Genomic DNA, 15568 nt, shown 5'->3' on the forward strand with positions numbered 1-15568 from the left:
TACCCCCCGAAAAGTATCCCCAGGCCGGCAGCAAACCGGTTGCCCGGCCAAACGCCAAAGGACCCAACACCATGTCCCTGATCTCAGCGGACCGCGAAAGATTCCCCAACTCCCCCTGGCAGCTCGTGGAAACCCGCCACGAACAGGGCAATGAAGGGACACTGGAAACCCTCTTTGCCCTAGGCAACGGACATTTGGGGATCCGTGGCGCCCACTGGGCCTCCGCCGACTCCGACCTGCCGGGCAGCTTCATCAACGGGCTGCACGAAATCTGGGACATCAAGCACGCGGAAAACGCCTTCGGGTTTGCCCGGACCGGCCAGCGAATCCTCTACATCCCTGATGCCAACAACTTCACGGTGGTCATCGACGGCGAGTCCCTCAGCCTCGCCGAGTCCGAGGTGCTGGATTACCGGCGCTCCGTGGACTTCTCCACCGGGGTGTACGAATGCCGCGTCACCTGGCAGTGCCGCTCCGGTGCCGTCGTCACCACCACTGAACGCCGGGCTGTGGGTTTCGCCTCCCGCGGAGCCCTCGGCATCTCCCTGGACGTGGTGACGGACCGCGAGGTTTCCGTGGACGTCACCTCCTCGGTGATCAACCGCCAGGACCAGCCGGTTGAGGACCACTCCGCCCACGATCCCCGCCGGGCCGGCCGCCACGCCGGACGCGTGCTGCTGCCCCTGCGCCTTGACGGCGGCGACGGATCGCTCCGCCTGGCCTGGGAGGCCGCTGAATCCAAGCAGCGGGTGGGCGTTGCGGTGGATCACTGGACCTCCGCAGGGCACCAGCCGTTCGACACGCTGGTTGACCAGGATGACAGCAGCGTCCGTTACGTCCTGGCTGTCAGCCCGGACGAGCCATTCCGCCTCGAAAAGAGCGTCAGCTATGCGGCTGGCCGGGCCATCCAGGACCCCTCGGTGGACCCCGCCGCGGCCGCAGAGGAAGGCCTCCGCCCGGTGGGTGACATCTTTGCCGAGAGCGAAGCGCACTACCGCGACTACTGGGCCACCTCGGACATCGTGGTCGACAGCCAGTCCGTGCTGCAGCAGGCCATCCGCTGGAACCTGTTCCAGCTTGCCCAGGCCACGGCGCGGGCAGACGTGGCCGGAATCCCCGCCAAGGGCGTGACGGGTTCCGGCTACGAAGGCCACTACTTCTGGGACCAGGAGGTCTACCTCCTGCCATACCTGACGTACACCAACCCCGACGGCGCCCGGCAGGTCCTCGAATTCCGCCACGGCATGCTCCCCGAAGCCAAGATCCGGGCCAAGGAACTGAGCGTTGACGGCGCACTGTTCCCGTGGCGCACCATCAACGGGCTCGAGGCGAGCGCATACTATGCCGCAGGCACGGCGCAGTTCCACATCGCCGCTGCCATCGCCTTTGCCGCCAACCGGTACGTCTGGGCCACCGGGGACACCGCCTTCCGCGACGGGATGGGCGCCGAGCTGCTCATTGAAACGGCGCGGATGTGGATCTCGCTGGGCTTCTTCGGCAAGGACGGGCTCTTCCACATCCACGGCGTCACCGGCCCGGACGAGTACACCGCCGTGGTCAACGACAACCTCTACACCAACGTGATGGCCCGCTTTAACCTGCGTGCCGCCGCGGCCCTGGAGCATGCGGGCATCACCCATGAAGAGCGGCAGCTGTGGGAGGCGGCCGCGAACCGGATGCAGCTTCCGTTCGACGAGCGGATGCAGGTGCACTCGCAGGACAACGACTTCATGCACCTCGAACCCTGGGACTGGACCACGCCCCGGTCCAAGTACCCCCTGCTCCTGCATTTCCACCCGTTGGTGATCTACCGCCACCAGGTCCTGAAGCAGGCAGACACCGTCCTGGCGATGTTCCTGCAGTGGCAGGATTTCACGCCGGAGGAGAAACAGCGCGCCTTCGACTTCTACGACCCCCTGACAACCGGCGACTCAACGCTGTCGGCATGCGTCCAGGGCATCATGGCGGCCGAGGTGGGGTACTCGCGGGAAGCGCTGGACCACTTCACGAACGCCGTGTTCATCGACCTGGATGACACGCACGGCAACACCATCGACGGCGTGCACATCGCCTCCACGGGCGGGGTGTGGAGCTCCCTGGTCTGCGGTTTTGCCGGGTTGCGGGACCAGGGGCCGATCCCGTACTTCGACCCGCGGCTGCCGTCGGAATGGGACGGGCTCACCTTCCACCTGAAGATCCAGGGCCGCCTGCTGCTGGTGGAACTCAGGGCCGGGACCATCACGCTGACGGTCCGTGACGGCGATGCCTTGGCCGTGGACGTCCGGGGCCAGCTGGTCACGGTGGGTGCCGAGCCCGTCCAGGTGGCGCTTGAGCCAGTGCCGGAACCGGAGCCCACGGTGTTCCCCAGCGGACATCCGACGGCGAGTATCCCGGTGGTGCGCGCGCGGGAGTAGGTGCCGGCGGCCGCCTAGTCTCCTGCCGCCGTCGTACGTTCCGCCTCAGGTGACCTGTCCAGGGGGTGGGCCAGTTCGTCGTCGGGCATGCCGGCGGCGGCCATGGCAATCACTGCCATGACGGGGCATACCCCGCCGGCCACCAGGAAGATCAGCCAGAGGGGCAGGACTTCGGCGGCCGGGCCGGCAAGCGCCATGGACGCCGGCATCAGCGCGAGCGAAACGAAGAAGTCCAGGCTGGACACCCGGCCCAGCAGGTGCGGCGGGACGCGCCGCTGGAGCAGGGTGCCCCAGATGACCATTCCCACGCTGCCGGTGGCGCCGAAGACAAACAGCGCGGCGGCGATGGCCCAGAAGTTGTCCATGATGCCGACGGCGGCCAGCGGCAGGCTGCCGGCACCCCAGGACACCATCATCACCGTGAGGTAGCGGCGCGGCAGCCGGAAGGACGCCGTGAACAGCGAGCCGAGCGCGGCGCCAACTCCCATGATGGCCAGGAGGAAGCCGAACATGCGGGAGTCGCCGGCCAGTTGGTCGCGCACCACGAAGGGCAACAGCACCTCGATGGGCCCGATCAGGAACAGCACGGAGATGCACGCCCAGATGAGGGTCCACAGCAGCCAAGGCGTCTGGAGCGTGTAGCGGATGCCCTCGCGCAGGTCGTGGATGAAGGATGTCCTGCCGCCCCCGCCTTCAGTGCCCGCCGGCGCGCGGCCGTCCGTCTCCGCCCCGTTGACGGGCGCCGCCAGGGCGTGCTGGCCCAGGAAGTTCAGGACGATGAATGCCAGCAGGTGGCACACGGCCACCGCCGTAACAGCGTGCGACGGCGAGAGGGCAGCCACCACCATGCCCGCCACCGCGGGGCCCGCAGCCTGCTGGAGCACGGGCCGCATGGACCCCTCCATCCCGTTCGCGGCCAGCAGGTCCTGGGCAGGGAGGATGCGGGGCAGGATGGCCGAGTAGGCAGGGAAGAAGAAGGCGGCGCCGACGCCGAGGACAAAGGAGCCTGCCGCGACATGCCACAGCTGAAGCAGGCCGGCCATGGCCAGTCCGCTGACCGTGGCTATGACCGCCAGGTTGGCTCCCTCCACCGCAATGATCAGGCGGCGCTGGGGGATCCGGTCCGCTGCGATGCCGCCGGCCAGGACGAAGGCCACCAGGCCCACGCTGCCCGCGGCCGCCACAAGGGAGAGCTCCAGCGGCCCGCCGCCCAGCTGGATCACCTGGTACACCATCGCCACGGCCCACATGCCGGAACCAAAAATTGAGATGGCCAATGCTGCGATGAGCACCCGGTACTCGCGGTGCGCAAAGGGCCGCAGGGCTTTGGGGGTGGGCATAGGGTAAGTCTAGGCTTTGGACGTATGCCGGGGAGCCGGCCCACTACCCGACAAGGCACGGCAGGTCGCGGCAGGGTGGGGGTAAGCACCGGCAGTGGCCTAATGTTAAGCAACCTTAGTATTAGGAATTCCGGCATCAGCCCGCCGGCGAGACAAACAGAGGTGACCATGGCCAAGCGCAGCAACCCCGCAGTACGAATCGCCCAGGAAACCGCCCACAACGCGGTATTCGATGCCGACGGCAAGCCCAAGCCCGGTGTCCACAACATGCTCCTGAAGGCGGTGGAGATCCAGCGCCCCCTGGTGGTGGCGTACATCCGCCGGCTCCAGAAGAAGCACCCCCGGGCAACCGCAGCGCAGCTGGCTGACATCCTGGAGCGCGACTACCTCCGCGCCGTCACCGGCGGAGGCGCGCTGGTGGGCGCAACCGCCGTGGTGCCCGGAGTCGGGACGGTGGCGTCCCTGGGACTGTCCGCTGCCGCAACCGTGGGGTTCCTGGAAGCGACAGCCCTCTACTCCACTTCCCTTGCGGAGCTGCACGGCATCCGGCTTACCAATCCCGAGAAGGCCAGCACGATGGTGATGGCCATCATGCTGGGCGAGGAAGGGACCGCCCTTCTGGGCACACTGAGCGGCCAGGCGGCGGGCAGGGAAGTGAACGCCACCAAGGCGTGGGGCAACGTCCTTTCCAGGTCCATGCCGGTACCGGGCTTCGGCAGCATCCGAAGCAGGATCCAGAAGGCCTTCCTCAAGAACTTGCTCAAGCGCCAGGGCACTGCGCTGTTTGGCCGCGCCCTGCCGTTCGGCATAGGTGCCGTGGTGGGCGGAGCCGGTAACCTCATCATGGGGCGCGCCGTGGTGGCCAATGCCAAAGAGGCGTTTGGCCCCATGCCGGACACCATCCCCGGAGAGCTCACTCCTGCGGCCGCGGCACAGGACAACCAAACGCTGGAAGGCAACACTCTTGGATCTCAACGCTGACCTTGGCGAATCGTTCGGTTCTTGGAAGATGGGGGACGACGCCTCCATGTTCCAGCTGGTCACCAGCGCCAACGTCGCCTGCGGTTTCCACGCCGGGGACCCGGTCACCATGCTGGACAGCTGCCGGGCTGCCTACGAACTGGACGTCACCGTCGGTGCCCACGTGGGGTACCGGGACCTTGCAGGCTTCGGCCGCCGCTCGCTGGACATGAGCTTCGACGAGCTGTTCGGCGACGTGCTGTACCAGCTGGGGGCGCTCGACGGCGTTGCCCACGCCGTGGGTGCCTCCGTGGACTATGTGAAGCCGCACGGAGCGCTGTACAACCGCCTGGTGCAGGACGCCGAACAGGCCTCCGCAGTGGTGGCCGCCGTCAACTCGTACGATCCCGGCCTGCCCATCCTGGGCCTGCCCGGGTCCGAGCTGCTGAAGCAGGCGAAGGAGGCCGGCCACCCCGTCTTCGTCGAGGCCTTTGTGGACCGCGCTTACCTTGCCGACGGAACGCTGGTGCCGCGCTCGCAGGAAGGTGCCGTGCTGCACGACGTCGACGCGATCGTCGCGCGGGCCGTGCGCCTTGCGACCAAGGGGGAAGTAGTGGCCGTGGACGGCACAGTGGTGCAGGTCCGGCCGGATTCCCTGTGCATCCACGGCGACACTCCGGGTGCCGTGGAGATGGCCTCGGCAGTCCGGGCTGGGCTGGAAGCAGCCGGCGTGGAGCTGGAGGCGTTCGCCTAAGAACGTGCGCTTGGTTGAAAGGGGCGCCTGCTTACCCAAAAACCAGGTGCGCAGCCGTAAAGATCGCCAACCCGGCCAGTGAGCCCACCACCGTGCCGTTGATCCGGATGAACTGCAGGTCCTTGCCCACCTGGAGTTCGATCTTCTGCGAAGTTTCCTCCGCATCCCAGCGCGCCACGGTGTCCGTGATGACGCCGGCGATATCGGAGCGGTAGGTCCGCACCAGGTAGCCGGCGGCGTCGCCGATCCAGGCGTTCACCTTGCCGGCGAGCTCGGGATCGCTGACCAGCCGGGAGCCGAAGTCGCGGACTGCAGCCTTGAACTTGATGGTCAGCTCGCTGTCCGGATCGTCCACCGCGCCCAGCAGCGCATTCTTCACCGTGCCCCAGGTGCGGGAGGCGAGTTCGCGCACTTCGGGATCGCCCAGGACCTGGGCCTTGATGTCCTCAGCACGGGCAATCATCGCCGGATCGTGCTGCAGGTCCTGCGCGAGGTCGTTCAGGTACTTGTCGATGGACTGCCGTACCTGGTGGTTGGGGTCGGCCTGCACCGCGCGCACGAACTTGAGGATCTCCACATAGACCTTGTCGCCCACCAGCCCGTCAACGAACTGCGGCACCCAGGTGGGGGAGCGGTCGGACACCAGGTGGGTGACCGTATCGTGGTTGTCGTCCACCCAGTCGGCCGCGCGGTCCACCAGCAGGTCCACCAGCTTGTGGTGGTGCCCGTCACGGAAAATCCGCGCCGCCAGCTTGCCCACGGGAGGCCCCCACGGCGGAGCCAGCAGGTGCTTGCGGACCATTCCCTCGATGACCGCCTGGACGTCGTCGTCGTTCAAGACCTTGAAAGCGCCCCGGATCAAGGCGGCGCCTTCCTTCGCAACCCTGTCTGCGCCGCCCGGTGTTGCCAGCCATTCGCCGGCCCGGCGGGCTATGTTGACGCTGGCCAGCTTTTCCTGGACAACCTGCTCCGAAAGGAAGTTGGTCTCCACGAATTCACCCAGCGAGGCGCCGATCTGGTCCTTGCGGCGCGGGATGATGGCGGTATGCGGGATCTTGATGCCCATGGGGTACTTGAACAGCGCGGTGACGGCGAACCAGTCCGCCAGCGCGCCCACCATGCCGCCCTCCGCCGCTGCGCGGACGTACTGCAGCCACGGATACTCCTTCTGCAGCGCGAAGGCGAAGACAAAAATCACCGCCATCACTACCAGCAGACCGAGCGCCACCAGCTTCATCTTCCGCAGCGCTGCCGCCTTTTCGGCGTCGCCCGGGCTGAGGTGATGGACGACGGCGGCGCGCGCCTTGGGGCGGCCCTTCACCTGGGGCGCGGCAGAAGGCGCGGGCCCGGTGGGAGCTTCCTGGGTAGTTGGTTCAGAGTTCACCTGCATGTGCCAAGCCTAGCCCCGCGGTCCGGGGCGGGTCGGCTACCGTGTCTCCATGACCAGTGACGAGTTGGGGCAGCAGCGGCCCCTGGTCTTTGCCCACCGCGGTTCCAGCGCCGCGTTCGCCGAACACACCCGCGCGGCCTATCTGCAGGCGCTGGCGGACGGCGCCGATGGCGTGGAGTGCGATGTCCACCTCACGCGTGACCAGCACGTTGTCCTCCTGCACGACGCCAACCTGGACCGCACTTCGGACGGAACCGGACCCGTGGCCGAACGCACGCTGCGGGAGCTGAGGCACCTGGATTTCTCGTCATGGAAGGGCGTGCGCATTCCCGAGGTGTACGGGGCGCGGTCCGAGCAGCTCCTGACCCTCCCCGAACTGCTGGAGATCCTCCGGGGCGCCGGCCGGCCGGTGAAGCTGGCCATCGAACTCAAGCACCCCAGCCCGTACCAGCTCAAGCTGGAGGACCGGGTGCTGGAGGTGCTGCGGAGCGAAGGCTGGGATCCCCGGACCTCTTCGCTGGGCAATGTGTCCGTGACGTTCATGAGTTTCAGCCCGGACTCCGTGCGGCAGCTGCTCGGTTCGGTTCCGCCGGAGTACGTCTGCCAGTTGGTGGACGATGTGGACATCCGGGTGGTCCGCGCGGGGCTGGGCTTCGGGGTGATCACCGGCGGTGCGATTGCCAACCTGATGAAGGCCGCCCAGCTCGAAGGCGAGCGGATCCTGGACACCGGCGAGGTGGGCATGGCAGGGCCCGGCATCGAGTACGTGCGCCGGCATCCGGCCTCCATCCAGCGCTGGCTGGCTGCAGGCCGGCGCTTCCGCGTCTGGACGGTGGACTCGGAACAGGATGTGGCCCTTTGCGCGGGGCTCGGCATCCAGGAAATCACCACCAACGTGCCGGCACGCGTCCTTAGCCAGCTGCAGCTGGCCTCGCCGCAGGGAAGGTAATTCCCGGCCAGCGGCACCGTTTCGGTGCATCCGACGGGGCTGTGATTGAGTTGAGCCATGCCTTTTCCCCGCGCCGGCCGGGCCGTCCAACGCCTCTCCGCGGCAGCCATGGGCGCGCTGCTCCTGGCCAGCGCCATGAAGCACTTCCGCGACCCCGGCTTCTACCGCCAGGTGGTGCCGGATTACCTGTGCCGTGAAGACGGCGCTGCCGACGGCGGCACCTGCCACGGCGCCGCGCCCTCGCGGCCCTTCGCCCTCCTGTCACGGGACGAGTGGATTGCGGTGAGCGGCCTGCTGGAACTTGCTGCCGCCGTCGGAATCCTGGTCCCGGGAACCAGAAAGGCAACCGCCACGGCCACCACCATCATGTTCGCGGCGTTCCTCGCTGGGCACGTCGACGCCCTCCGGCGGGCTTACGGGCCGCAGGGAACCCCGGTGCAGCGGAAGGTGCACAGTGTGCGGCTTCCGCTCCAGGCGCCGCTCATTGTGTGGGTCTGGAGCCTGCGGAAGCCAGCCGCGGGGGCTGGCCTGTGACGCTGCTGGCATCGCCGGCAGTGCGGATGGGCATCTCCATCAGCATTGCCACCGGCCTCTACGGCGTCTCCTTCGGCGCTCTCTCTGTCACGTCAGGACTGAACTTCTGGCAGACCATGGCGCTGAGCCTGCTCCTGTTCAGCGGCGGCTCGCAGTTCGCCTTCATCGGCGTGGTGGCCGGTGGCGGTTCCGGCATTGCCGCCATGAGCGCTGCCACCCTCCTGGGAATGCGCAACGGAATCTACGGCATGCAGCTCAACGCCCTCCTGCACCCCACGGGCTGGCGCAAATATGTTGCCGCCCAGCTGACCATCGACGAATCCACGGCCACCAGCTCCGGCCAGACGGACCCCGCAGAACAGCGGCGCGGGTTCTGGGCTGCGGGCATCGGCATCTACGTGCTCTGGAACCTGTTCACCGCTGTCGGCGCCCTCGCCGGGAGCGGCCTGGGCGACCCGAAGCAGTGGGGACTGGACGGCGCAGCGGTGGCTGCCTTCCTTGGCCTGCTCTGGCCGCGGCTGAAAGGACGCGAGCCGGTTGCCATCGCCGTCGTATGCGCCGTGGCCACCGTGATAGCCGTTCCCTTTGTCCCAGCCGGCGTGCCGATCCTCGTGGCGGCCGTGGTGGCTGCCCTGATTGGCTGGTTCAGCCATGGCCGCAGCGACGAAGGCCTCGAGCCGGACGTCGACCCCTTCCGTGAACGCCACCGCCACGGCGGGACCGGCAGCAGCCCCTTCGCGGGCAGCCATGAGGACCGGGGCCATGCGGAGAATACGGGACCGGGGGCGGCCGAATGAGTCTCTGGATCTGGCTCCTGGTTGCCTGCGCCCTGGCCTACGCGTGGAAGCTGGTGGGCTACTTTGTCCCTGCCAGGCTCCTCGAGGATCCGAGGATGTCCCGCGTAGCCGGCACCATGACCATCGGCTTGCTCGCGTCCCTGACGGTGGTGAACACCTTCGCAACGGGCCAGTCGCTGGTTGTTGATGCCAGGCTGGGAGCCCTCGCGGCTGCCGCCATAGCCCTTGCGCTGCGGGCGCCCTTCCTGGTGGTGGTCCTGGCCGGCGCGGGCACGGCTGCGCTCTTGAGGATCCTCGGCTGGAGCTGAGCTGCTGGACTTGGGCGGGCGCTCCCGGCGGGAAGCCAATGTTTCGATGTGGTGACGATCACTCGCCGTGTCCTTTCCCGGTTGTACTATAAAAGCGGCTATGCAGTTGGCCATGGAAATTTTCGTATGAATGGCGGCCATGGAAAATCAGCTGCACGCGGCCGGGGAAAGATCCGGGCATCCCCACCACAAGAACGTTCGACGGCGGGCGGGACTGCCTGCCAAGCGCTTCTTCACGCGCTATGCCGGCTTGGCGGACGTTCCGGCCGAGGACCTGGAGTCCCTCTCCGACAGCCTCTGGAAGTCATTCGACCTGGACCCCGCATCCCAGATTCCGGCCCTGCAGGCGCTGGTGCGCCAGGAGCTTCGGGGCAGGGGAGATCCCGGCGCATAGCAGGCCGTAATCCCCTGGCCCGTCTATGGTGGACTGGACCAGGCCGCATCCACTGCGGCGGCCACGAAGGAGGAACCGACATGAATGACGCCATGAATGATCAGTCACGTCCGGAGCAGCCGGAAGATGGCCAAAGCACCGAAGCCGGCTCAACCCGGGCCGATGATTCCCAAGCTGCAGGTTCCCGGGACACTGTTGTCCAGGAGACTGCGAAGAAGACCACCACAACACAAGACGTGCACGCGCCGGAGCTGCACGGGAAGCCGCGGCAGGCCTACCTTGACCCGAGCGGCTCCGAAGCTACCCGGGAGATGCGGGATACGGCCCGCCGCCGCCGGGATGCGGAGGAAAAGCTGCAGCAGCACCTGATCCAAGCCAAGGACCACATTCCCAACGAACACCACCACGGGCACCGCTGACGGCACTGCACCAATGGGCACCGCTGAGGGGCGGCGAGGGTGGAAATGGTTTCACCCCGGTTAGGGGCCACTCAAGGTGATTATTCCCCCGCACCGGGTGGCTGACGTCCGGCGGTGGCGGGGTTATGCTCGGGGCTAGGCCACCCCGTGGGCTTCGCCGTCCGGCGAACCAGCCCGGCGGCTGCATTCTTCGACGGCCATCTCATACCAGGTCTCCGCGCCGAATTCGGGTTCAGGCGTGTCGAGGTTCTGGTAGAGGGCGTCCAGCAGGTGTGCGAGTTCTTCCGCGGTCATTGTGGGAAGGACTTCCTCAGGCCCGCGGGGATCGTTGAGGTATTGGATCAGCTTCGAGCTGTTCATCGTATTGCGGCCATTGGGTACTGGACATGCATGGGTCACTCCATCTCAAAACAGAGAGGGCTGGCTGCGTAACCCTTTCTGAAGTCTATGGCACCCGCAGGACGCCCACAATGGCCCACGTTCGCGGCGCACTCAACCCAGCTGGGGCTCCGCCAGGGGAGAAGGCGGCACTGGCACATGTGGCGGAAGCGGGCGGGCCGGCCGCGATGTGCGGATGGCGTCCTCAATCAGCGCAAGCGGGCGGCGCCAGGCATCGGATCCGGGCTCCATGGTGTCCACCACGCCAATGAGCATCGCGAGCAGCCGGAACATGTCCGTCATGGAGATGTCCGCCCGGAGGCTTCCCTGGCCCTGCCCGCGCACCAGCAGCACGCTGATTGATTCCATGAGCGATCCGGTAATGCCGGTCAGGAGCTCCCGCCGGCCCGCGACGGCGCCCAGCAGGTTGGCGTCATCGCTCGCCGCGGCCATCAGGGCCTCGAGGACACGCAGGAGCCCCGCCGCTGCGTCTATGTCGGCCAGGGCGCCGTCGATCACGGGGTCCACTGTCAGGCGGAGCTGCCGGTTAAGTGCGGCGAGGACCAGCTCTTCCTTGTCGGCGAAGTTCCGGAAGAGGGTGGCCGGGCCCACTCCGGCCGTTGCCGCGATGGTCTGCAGCGGTACTTCCGGGCCAAACTCGCGGAAGCACTGCCGCGCCGCTGTGATGATCTTGTCCACGTTCCGCGCTGCGTCGGCGCGGAGCGGCTTGCGGACGACTGCGAGGCTCATGCGAAAAGGTTAGCAACGGAACTTTCGGCGTTCACTGTTACCGGAGGGTAGCGGGTTATGTGACGCTCCACGCTGCCATTCCGGCATGCAGCCGTGCCGGCCGCATGGCACACTGGCACCATGTTGCTTGCGTTTTCTGTTGCCCCCTCCGGCACGCCCAGCGAAGGTCCCCGTCCCACTGATGCTTCAGTGCACGACGCCGTTGCCGCGGCGGTCAGGATCGTCCGGGAGTCAGGGCTGCCCAATACAACGGATTCGATGTTCACCACCATCGAAGGCGAATGGGACGAAGTCTTTGACGTGGTTAAGCGGGCCACCGAGGCCGTGGGGCGGTATGGAAGCAGGGTCTCCCTGGTGATCAAGGCGGATATCCGCCCCGGTTACACCGGCGAGCTGAAGGCAAAAGTGGACCGCCTGGAAGAAGCCCTCGCAGACGGGTCCTGACCCCCGGCGGCCGTATCCGCCGTCGGCCGCTTTCTCTGGACCCCAACGCCGGCCCGTGCCAAACTGTGGCAATGTTCGAGCACAAGCCCCGGCCGGAGTGGACTGCGGCCGAAGAGTTCCTGTCACGCACAGTGGTCCACCCGGACCAGGCGCTGCAAGAGGCCATCCGCTCCGCAGCCGAGGCCGGCATGCCTGCCATCGAAGTGGCCCCGAACGCCGGAAAACTCCTTAAGCTCCTGGTCCAGATTTCCGGGGCGCGCCGCGTGCTCGAAATAGGCACGCTGGCCGGCTTCAGCACGATTTGGATGGGCCGCGGACTTCCCGACGACGGGAGCCTGGTCACCTGCGAATTCCTGCCCAAGCATGCAGAGGTCGCGTGGGCCAATATCGACGCCGCCGGCCTGGGGGAGAAGGTGGAAATCCGGCTGGGACCGGCGCTGGACACCCTGGCCGCGCTTGAGGAAGAGGCCAGGGCGCCATTTGATTTCATCTTCATCGATGCGGACAAGGAGAACAACAGCCGCTACCTGGACTGGGCGGTCCGGCTTGGCAGGCCAGGGACCACGGTAGTCCTGGACAACACTGTCTGGGAGGGCGCCATCCTGGATCCTGGGATGGACCCCGTCAATGCCCCGGGAATCATCGATGCGCTGGAACTCCTTGGCGAGCATCCCCGGCTCGATGCCACCGTCATCCAGACCGTGGGCTCGAAAGGCTGGGACGGCTTCGCCCTGGCACGCGTCAGGTAGCGCTGCGTTCCTGCGTTCCAGGGGCGTTCGCCACGCACGCCCCTGCAACTGCTAAGTATGCTTAGAATAAAATCCCGGCCGGAGTTCGGCCGGACACAGAGCAGCAGCGGAGGAACCTGATGAAAGCCTCACCCACCCTGGCCGGCAACCTGCAGACGGTGCTTACCGATCTCATCGAGCTGCACCTGCAGGGAAAGCAAGCCCACTGGAACGTTGTCGGCACGAACTTCCGCGACCTGCACCTGCAGCTTGACGAGATTATTGCTGCTGCCCGGCTCTTCGCGGACCAGGCGGCGGAGCGGATGCGCGCCCTGCACGCCCTCCCTGACGGGCGAAGCAGCACGGTCTCTGCGGACACCCGCCTGGAGGCGTTCCCGGAGGGGCTGACGTCCACGAAAGACACCGTCAAGCTGATCACCGCACGGCTGGAACGGACGGTCCAGACCATGCGCGACGTCCACGACGAGGTTGACGAGGAAGACCCCACCAGCGCGGACCTGCTCCACGCGGCCATTGAGCGCTTTGAGCAGCTTGCCTGGATGGTGAACGCTGAAACAATGGCCTCCAGCGCCTCGGTCACGGAGCCGTCCAAGGGGTAGCTCACAAGCTTCCGGTTCGTTTAGGTATGTTGGCTGGAACGCGCGAAAGGGGCTGCCGCGGATTCGCAGCAGCCCCTTTTTTAGGAGGACTAGTCCTTCTTGAAAGCGTCCTTGACCTTTTCGCCGGCCTGCTTTAGGTCGGCCTTGCTCTGATCCATCTTGCCTTCCGCCTCAAGTCCGGGATCATCCGATGCCCTCCCTGAGGCTTCCTTGGCCTTGCCTGCAAGCTTTTCAGCGGCGTTGTCGATCTTGTCATCCAAACCCATGGCGTAATCCCTTCGGCTGGTGCCGGAGGCGCCCACGCCCCCGGTCATGCCTTCATATTAACCAGCGGCAGGACGCTTCAACAGTGCCTTTTCTGCAATCGCCGGCGCGGACACGGGGGTCGGAGGCCTGGGTCTGGTGGGCCCAGGTCCTGAGGTTAGACCAGGTCCGGCGCGCTCGCCACGATGTAATCCGCTGCGGCGGGTCCGGTCATGGAAAGGTTGTTGCTGTCCGGGTTGATGCCCTGGTCCAGCAATGCCGCCCACAGAGCTTCGGGAGGCTGGAGCTGGGCTTTGTGGAGGAGGCACCAGCTGGTGTAGAGCCCGTAGAGCTCGTCGCGTCCGAGGCCAAGCCCCGGCTCCCTGTCCGGGACAACTGCTTCGGCAAGGAACTGTTCAAAATGGGTAGCAGGCATGTCCGCTCATTCAGGGTCGACTGTGATGCCGCCGTATCTTCTTCAGCGGTCCAGCCGGCCCCCGAAAGAACCGGCTGAGTAATCTTGAAAGTATTGCAGTGCGGCCCGCTTTGTCCAGTTGCGCCCAGATTGCCGGTCCGCCACACGCACATAAGCCAGATCGAGGGGGCCGACGGCGACTGGGGGGACTGGCCTCGGTCTCAGAAGAGGCCATCTCGCCGCCGGCCCCGCCTGCTCCCGGGCCACCTTGCTAAACCCGGGAAGCCTCTACAGGACCTCCATAACCAATTTTCCCCCATCTTGGAGGTCCTGCCTAGCCCCCGGAGAAGTGCGCCGGGAGCGGTCCGGCCAAGCCCCCGCGCGCTACTGGTTCCCCTGCGTCGTTTCTCCGCCCTTGGCACGGTCACGGACCTTGTCCCGCACCCGCTCGCGGTGCGGTTCCGTTGGGGCACCCGTCGTGCCGCCGTCGTGGCCTTGGCCTTCATTCCCGTCGGAAGCATCGTCCTGGCCGTTTTCGGCGCTGTACTTCTCGCGCAGCTCGCGGCCGTGCTTGATGTCTTCCTCTTCCTGCTTCTGCAGCTTCTCGCTCTTCTTGGTGTCCCGCGGGGGCAGCTGGATGGTTTCCTCCGCCTTGATGCCGGCCTGCAGCTGGCGCCCCCGCTCCATCTCGGCGTCGAACTCGGCGCCGAACAGCAGCGACATGTTCAGGATCCAGAGCCACAGCAGCATGACGATGACGCCACCCAGGGCGCCGTAGGTCTTGTTGTAGTTGCCGAAGTTGCCCACGTAGAACCCGAAGCCAAGGGAGGCCAGCAGGAAGACGAACAGTGCGATGCCCGAGCCCATGCTCATCCACTTGAACTTGGGCTGCTTGACGTTGGGGGTTGCGTAGTAGAGGACCGCAATGATCACGATGATGAGCGCGATCATGACTGGCCACTTGGCGATATTCCAGATGGTGAGGAAAACGCCACTGAGCCCGATCAGGCCACCAACTGCCTCCGCCACGGGGCCGCTGAGGACCAGCATGCCGGCCAGGATGGCAACAATAACCACAGCCAGGAGCGTGACCACCAGCATGGTCCCGCGGAGCTTGACGAACGCCCGGCCTTCATCCACCTCGTAGACCCGGTTCATGGCCCGCCCAAAAGCGCCCACGTACCCGGATGCGGACCACAGCGCAGTGGCGAGGCCGATGACCAGGGTGAATCCTGCCGCCGGGGCGTTCGCCAGGTCCTGCACCACCCCGCCTACCGTGCTGACGGTCTCGGCCGGGACAAACCCACTGACGATCTGCAGGAGCGCGTCGGTGGTCTTCTGCGGGTCGCCGAAGAGCCCGATGAGGGACACAAGTGCCAGGATGGCCGGGAACAGCGACAGGACCGCGTAATAGGTCAGTGCTGCGGCCAGGTCAGGGCACTGGTCCTTGCTGAACTCGCGCAGCGTCTTCCTGGCGATGTATTTCCAGTTTGGCTTGTCCAATTCCTTGGGGCTGTCCGGCTTCCTGGAGTCGTTTGGATCCGGTGCCTGACCCGCCTTGGCGGTGCTGGTTTCGGAAGAGTCGTGAGTGGCCATGGGGTGTCCTCTCGATTGGGGCCTGAACCTGACAGGCCGGCTCCGCGATGGGCGGGGCCGGCCTGTCAGTGATGCTTATGTGCCTTGCGGTGCGCCTATTGCCCTGCGGATGCAAGGGCCAGTTAGGTAGTGGCC

19 protein-coding genes are annotated in these 15568 nt (G+C 66.4%); 12 read left to right on the forward strand and 7 right to left on the reverse strand.

Annotated elements, in window-relative coordinates; genetic code table 11:
* Positions 1 to 71: 71 nt before the first annotated feature.
* A complete protein-coding gene (locus FHJ30_RS02220; RefSeq protein WP_139027645.1) occupies positions 72 to 2414 on the forward strand; it encodes a glycoside hydrolase family 65 protein in 2343 nt (780 codons plus the stop codon).
* A gap of 14 nt (positions 2415 to 2428) precedes the next feature.
* Here the strand turns inward: FHJ30_RS02220 and FHJ30_RS02225 are convergent, their stop codons facing one another.
* Entirely contained in the window at positions 2429 to 3754 is a 1326-nt protein-coding gene (locus FHJ30_RS02225; protein ID WP_139027646.1) for an MFS transporter, read from the reverse strand.
* A gap of 168 nt (positions 3755 to 3922) precedes the next feature.
* Here FHJ30_RS02225 and FHJ30_RS02230 point away from each other — a divergent pair, with 168 nt between their 5' ends.
* Together FHJ30_RS02230 and FHJ30_RS02235 are read left to right on the forward strand one after the other, a co-directional pair.
* A complete protein-coding gene (locus tag FHJ30_RS02230) occupies positions 3923 to 4735 on the forward strand; it encodes a hypothetical protein (protein WP_139027647.1) in 813 nt (270 codons plus the stop codon).
* Positions 4719 to 5468: a LamB/YcsF family protein gene (locus FHJ30_RS02235; protein ID WP_139027648.1), complete on the forward strand. Its 750-nt coding sequence runs from the start codon at positions 4719 to 4721 to the stop codon at positions 5466 to 5468. The genes FHJ30_RS02230 and FHJ30_RS02235 overlap by 17 nt, the downstream gene beginning before the upstream one ends.
* Before the next feature lie 31 nt (positions 5469 to 5499).
* On the opposite strand, the gene FHJ30_RS02240 is transcribed toward FHJ30_RS02235, so the two are convergent.
* Entirely contained in the window at positions 5500 to 6858 is a 1359-nt protein-coding gene (locus tag FHJ30_RS02240; protein WP_139027649.1) for a DUF445 domain-containing protein, read from the reverse strand.
* Between the two features lie 49 nt (positions 6859 to 6907).
* On the opposite strand from FHJ30_RS02240, the gene FHJ30_RS02245 reads away from it, so the two are divergent.
* The 6 genes from FHJ30_RS02245 to FHJ30_RS02270 all read left to right on the forward strand — a co-directional run bounded on the left by FHJ30_RS02245 (position 6908) and on the right by FHJ30_RS02270 (position 10259).
* On the forward strand, positions 6908 to 7807 hold the full coding sequence (locus FHJ30_RS02245) for a glycerophosphodiester phosphodiesterase family protein (RefSeq protein ID WP_139027650.1): 900 nt from the start codon (positions 6908 to 6910) through the stop codon (positions 7805 to 7807).
* 57 nt (positions 7808 to 7864) lie between these two features.
* Positions 7865 to 8341, forward strand: coding sequence for a hypothetical protein (locus tag FHJ30_RS02250; protein ID WP_139027651.1), 477 nt, complete (start codon positions 7865 to 7867; stop codon positions 8339 to 8341).
* A gap of 26 nt (positions 8342 to 8367) precedes the next feature.
* Positions 8368 to 9138, forward strand: coding sequence for an AzlC family ABC transporter permease (locus tag FHJ30_RS02255; protein ID WP_240793546.1), 771 nt, complete (start codon positions 8368 to 8370; stop codon positions 9136 to 9138).
* Complete coding sequence (locus FHJ30_RS02260) at positions 9135 to 9446, forward strand: AzlD domain-containing protein (protein WP_139027653.1); 312 nt, start codon at positions 9135 to 9137, stop codon at positions 9444 to 9446. Before FHJ30_RS02255 ends, FHJ30_RS02260 begins: the two co-directional genes overlap by 4 nt.
* A 139-nt stretch (positions 9447 to 9585) precedes the next feature.
* The gene (locus tag FHJ30_RS02265; protein ID WP_171058886.1) at positions 9586 to 9840 is read left to right on the forward strand and encodes a hypothetical protein; all 255 of its coding nucleotides are present in this window, start codon (positions 9586 to 9588) and stop codon (positions 9838 to 9840) included.
* Between the two features lie 80 nt (positions 9841 to 9920).
* Complete coding sequence (locus FHJ30_RS02270) at positions 9921 to 10259, forward strand: hypothetical protein (protein ID WP_179997645.1); 339 nt, start codon at positions 9921 to 9923, stop codon at positions 10257 to 10259.
* 135 nt (positions 10260 to 10394) lie between these two features.
* Here FHJ30_RS02270 and FHJ30_RS02275 read toward each other — a convergent pair whose 3' ends face one another.
* Both FHJ30_RS02275 and FHJ30_RS02280 read right to left on the reverse strand, forming a co-directional pair.
* Positions 10395 to 10619 carry a hypothetical protein gene (locus FHJ30_RS02275; RefSeq protein WP_139027655.1) on the reverse strand — a complete coding sequence of 75 codons (225 nt, stop codon included), beginning with the start codon at positions 10617 to 10619 and terminating at the stop codon, positions 10395 to 10397.
* A gap of 132 nt (positions 10620 to 10751) precedes the next feature.
* The gene (locus FHJ30_RS02280) at positions 10752 to 11387 is read right to left on the reverse strand and encodes a TetR/AcrR family transcriptional regulator (protein ID WP_139027656.1); all 636 of its coding nucleotides are present in this window, start codon (positions 11385 to 11387) and stop codon (positions 10752 to 10754) included.
* Positions 11388 to 11507: 120 nt separating this feature from the next.
* Here FHJ30_RS02280 and FHJ30_RS02285 point away from each other — a divergent pair, with 120 nt between their 5' ends.
* From FHJ30_RS02285 to FHJ30_RS02295, 3 genes are all read left to right on the forward strand, one after another.
* Positions 11508 to 11831, forward strand: a complete 324-nt coding sequence (locus FHJ30_RS02285) for a thiamine-binding protein (RefSeq protein ID WP_139027657.1) — start codon at positions 11508 to 11510, stop codon at positions 11829 to 11831.
* A gap of 71 nt (positions 11832 to 11902) precedes the next feature.
* Positions 11903 to 12580, forward strand: a complete 678-nt coding sequence (locus FHJ30_RS02290) for an O-methyltransferase (protein WP_139027658.1) — start codon at positions 11903 to 11905, stop codon at positions 12578 to 12580.
* A 119-nt stretch (positions 12581 to 12699) separates the two neighbouring features.
* Positions 12700 to 13179: a Dps family protein gene (locus tag FHJ30_RS02295; RefSeq protein WP_139027659.1), complete on the forward strand. Its 480-nt coding sequence runs from the start codon at positions 12700 to 12702 to the stop codon at positions 13177 to 13179.
* An 89-nt stretch (positions 13180 to 13268) separates the two neighbouring features.
* Here the strand turns inward: FHJ30_RS02295 and FHJ30_RS02300 are convergent, their stop codons facing one another.
* From FHJ30_RS02300 to FHJ30_RS02310, 3 genes are all read right to left on the reverse strand, one after another.
* On the reverse strand, positions 13269 to 13445 hold the full coding sequence (locus FHJ30_RS02300; RefSeq protein ID WP_139027662.1) for a CsbD family protein: 177 nt from the start codon (positions 13443 to 13445) through the stop codon (positions 13269 to 13271).
* Positions 13446 to 13600: 155 nt separating this feature from the next.
* The gene (locus FHJ30_RS02305; protein ID WP_139027660.1) at positions 13601 to 13858 is read right to left on the reverse strand and encodes a hypothetical protein; all 258 of its coding nucleotides are present in this window, start codon (positions 13856 to 13858) and stop codon (positions 13601 to 13603) included.
* 363 nt (positions 13859 to 14221) lie between these two features.
* The gene (locus tag FHJ30_RS02310) at positions 14222 to 15433 is read right to left on the reverse strand and encodes a YihY/virulence factor BrkB family protein (RefSeq protein WP_139027661.1); all 1212 of its coding nucleotides are present in this window, start codon (positions 15431 to 15433) and stop codon (positions 14222 to 14224) included.
* Between the last annotated feature and the right edge of the window lie 135 nt (positions 15434 to 15568).

Source organism: Arthrobacter sp. BB-1 (assembly GCF_006151685.1).
Classification (GTDB): domain Bacteria; phylum Actinomycetota; class Actinomycetes; order Actinomycetales; family Micrococcaceae; genus Arthrobacter.

What these genes read in the sequence shown, in the direction of transcription:
- FHJ30_RS02220 (WP_139027645.1), top strand. Translation starts at nt 72, where the DNA reads ATGTCCCTGATCTCAGCGGACCGCGAAAGATTCCCCAACTCCCCCTGG.
- FHJ30_RS02225 (WP_139027646.1), bottom strand. Translation starts at nt 3,754, where the DNA reads ATGCCCACCCCCAAAGCCCTGCGGCCCTTTGCGCACCGCGAGTACCGG.
- FHJ30_RS02230 (WP_139027647.1), top strand. Translation starts at nt 3,923, where the DNA reads ATGGCCAAGCGCAGCAACCCCGCAGTACGAATCGCCCAGGAAACCGCC.
- FHJ30_RS02240 (WP_139027649.1), bottom strand. Translation starts at nt 6,858, where the DNA reads ATGCAGGTGAACTCTGAACCAACTACCCAGGAAGCTCCCACCGGGCCC.
- FHJ30_RS02245 (WP_139027650.1), top strand. Translation starts at nt 6,908, where the DNA reads ATGACCAGTGACGAGTTGGGGCAGCAGCGGCCCCTGGTCTTTGCCCAC.
- FHJ30_RS02250 (WP_139027651.1), top strand. Translation starts at nt 7,865, where the DNA reads ATGCCTTTTCCCCGCGCCGGCCGGGCCGTCCAACGCCTCTCCGCGGCA.
- FHJ30_RS02255 (WP_240793546.1), top strand. Translation starts at nt 8,368, where the DNA reads ATGGGCATCTCCATCAGCATTGCCACCGGCCTCTACGGCGTCTCCTTC.
- FHJ30_RS02260 (WP_139027653.1), top strand. Translation starts at nt 9,135, where the DNA reads ATGAGTCTCTGGATCTGGCTCCTGGTTGCCTGCGCCCTGGCCTACGCG.
- FHJ30_RS02265 (WP_171058886.1), top strand. Translation starts at nt 9,586, where the DNA reads ATGGAAAATCAGCTGCACGCGGCCGGGGAAAGATCCGGGCATCCCCAC.
- FHJ30_RS02270 (WP_179997645.1), top strand. Translation starts at nt 9,921, where the DNA reads ATGAATGACGCCATGAATGATCAGTCACGTCCGGAGCAGCCGGAAGAT.
- FHJ30_RS02275 (WP_139027655.1), bottom strand. Translation starts at nt 10,619, where the DNA reads ATGAACAGCTCGAAGCTGATCCAATACCTCAACGATCCCCGCGGGCCT.
- FHJ30_RS02280 (WP_139027656.1), bottom strand. Translation starts at nt 11,387, where the DNA reads ATGAGCCTCGCAGTCGTCCGCAAGCCGCTCCGCGCCGACGCAGCGCGG.
- FHJ30_RS02285 (WP_139027657.1), top strand. Translation starts at nt 11,508, where the DNA reads ATGTTGCTTGCGTTTTCTGTTGCCCCCTCCGGCACGCCCAGCGAAGGT.
- FHJ30_RS02290 (WP_139027658.1), top strand. Translation starts at nt 11,903, where the DNA reads ATGTTCGAGCACAAGCCCCGGCCGGAGTGGACTGCGGCCGAAGAGTTC.
- FHJ30_RS02295 (WP_139027659.1), top strand. Translation starts at nt 12,700, where the DNA reads ATGAAAGCCTCACCCACCCTGGCCGGCAACCTGCAGACGGTGCTTACC.
- FHJ30_RS02300 (WP_139027662.1), bottom strand. Translation starts at nt 13,445, where the DNA reads ATGGGTTTGGATGACAAGATCGACAACGCCGCTGAAAAGCTTGCAGGC.
- FHJ30_RS02305 (WP_139027660.1), bottom strand. Translation starts at nt 13,858, where the DNA reads ATGCCTGCTACCCATTTTGAACAGTTCCTTGCCGAAGCAGTTGTCCCG.
- FHJ30_RS02310 (WP_139027661.1), bottom strand. Translation starts at nt 15,433, where the DNA reads ATGGCCACTCACGACTCTTCCGAAACCAGCACCGCCAAGGCGGGTCAG.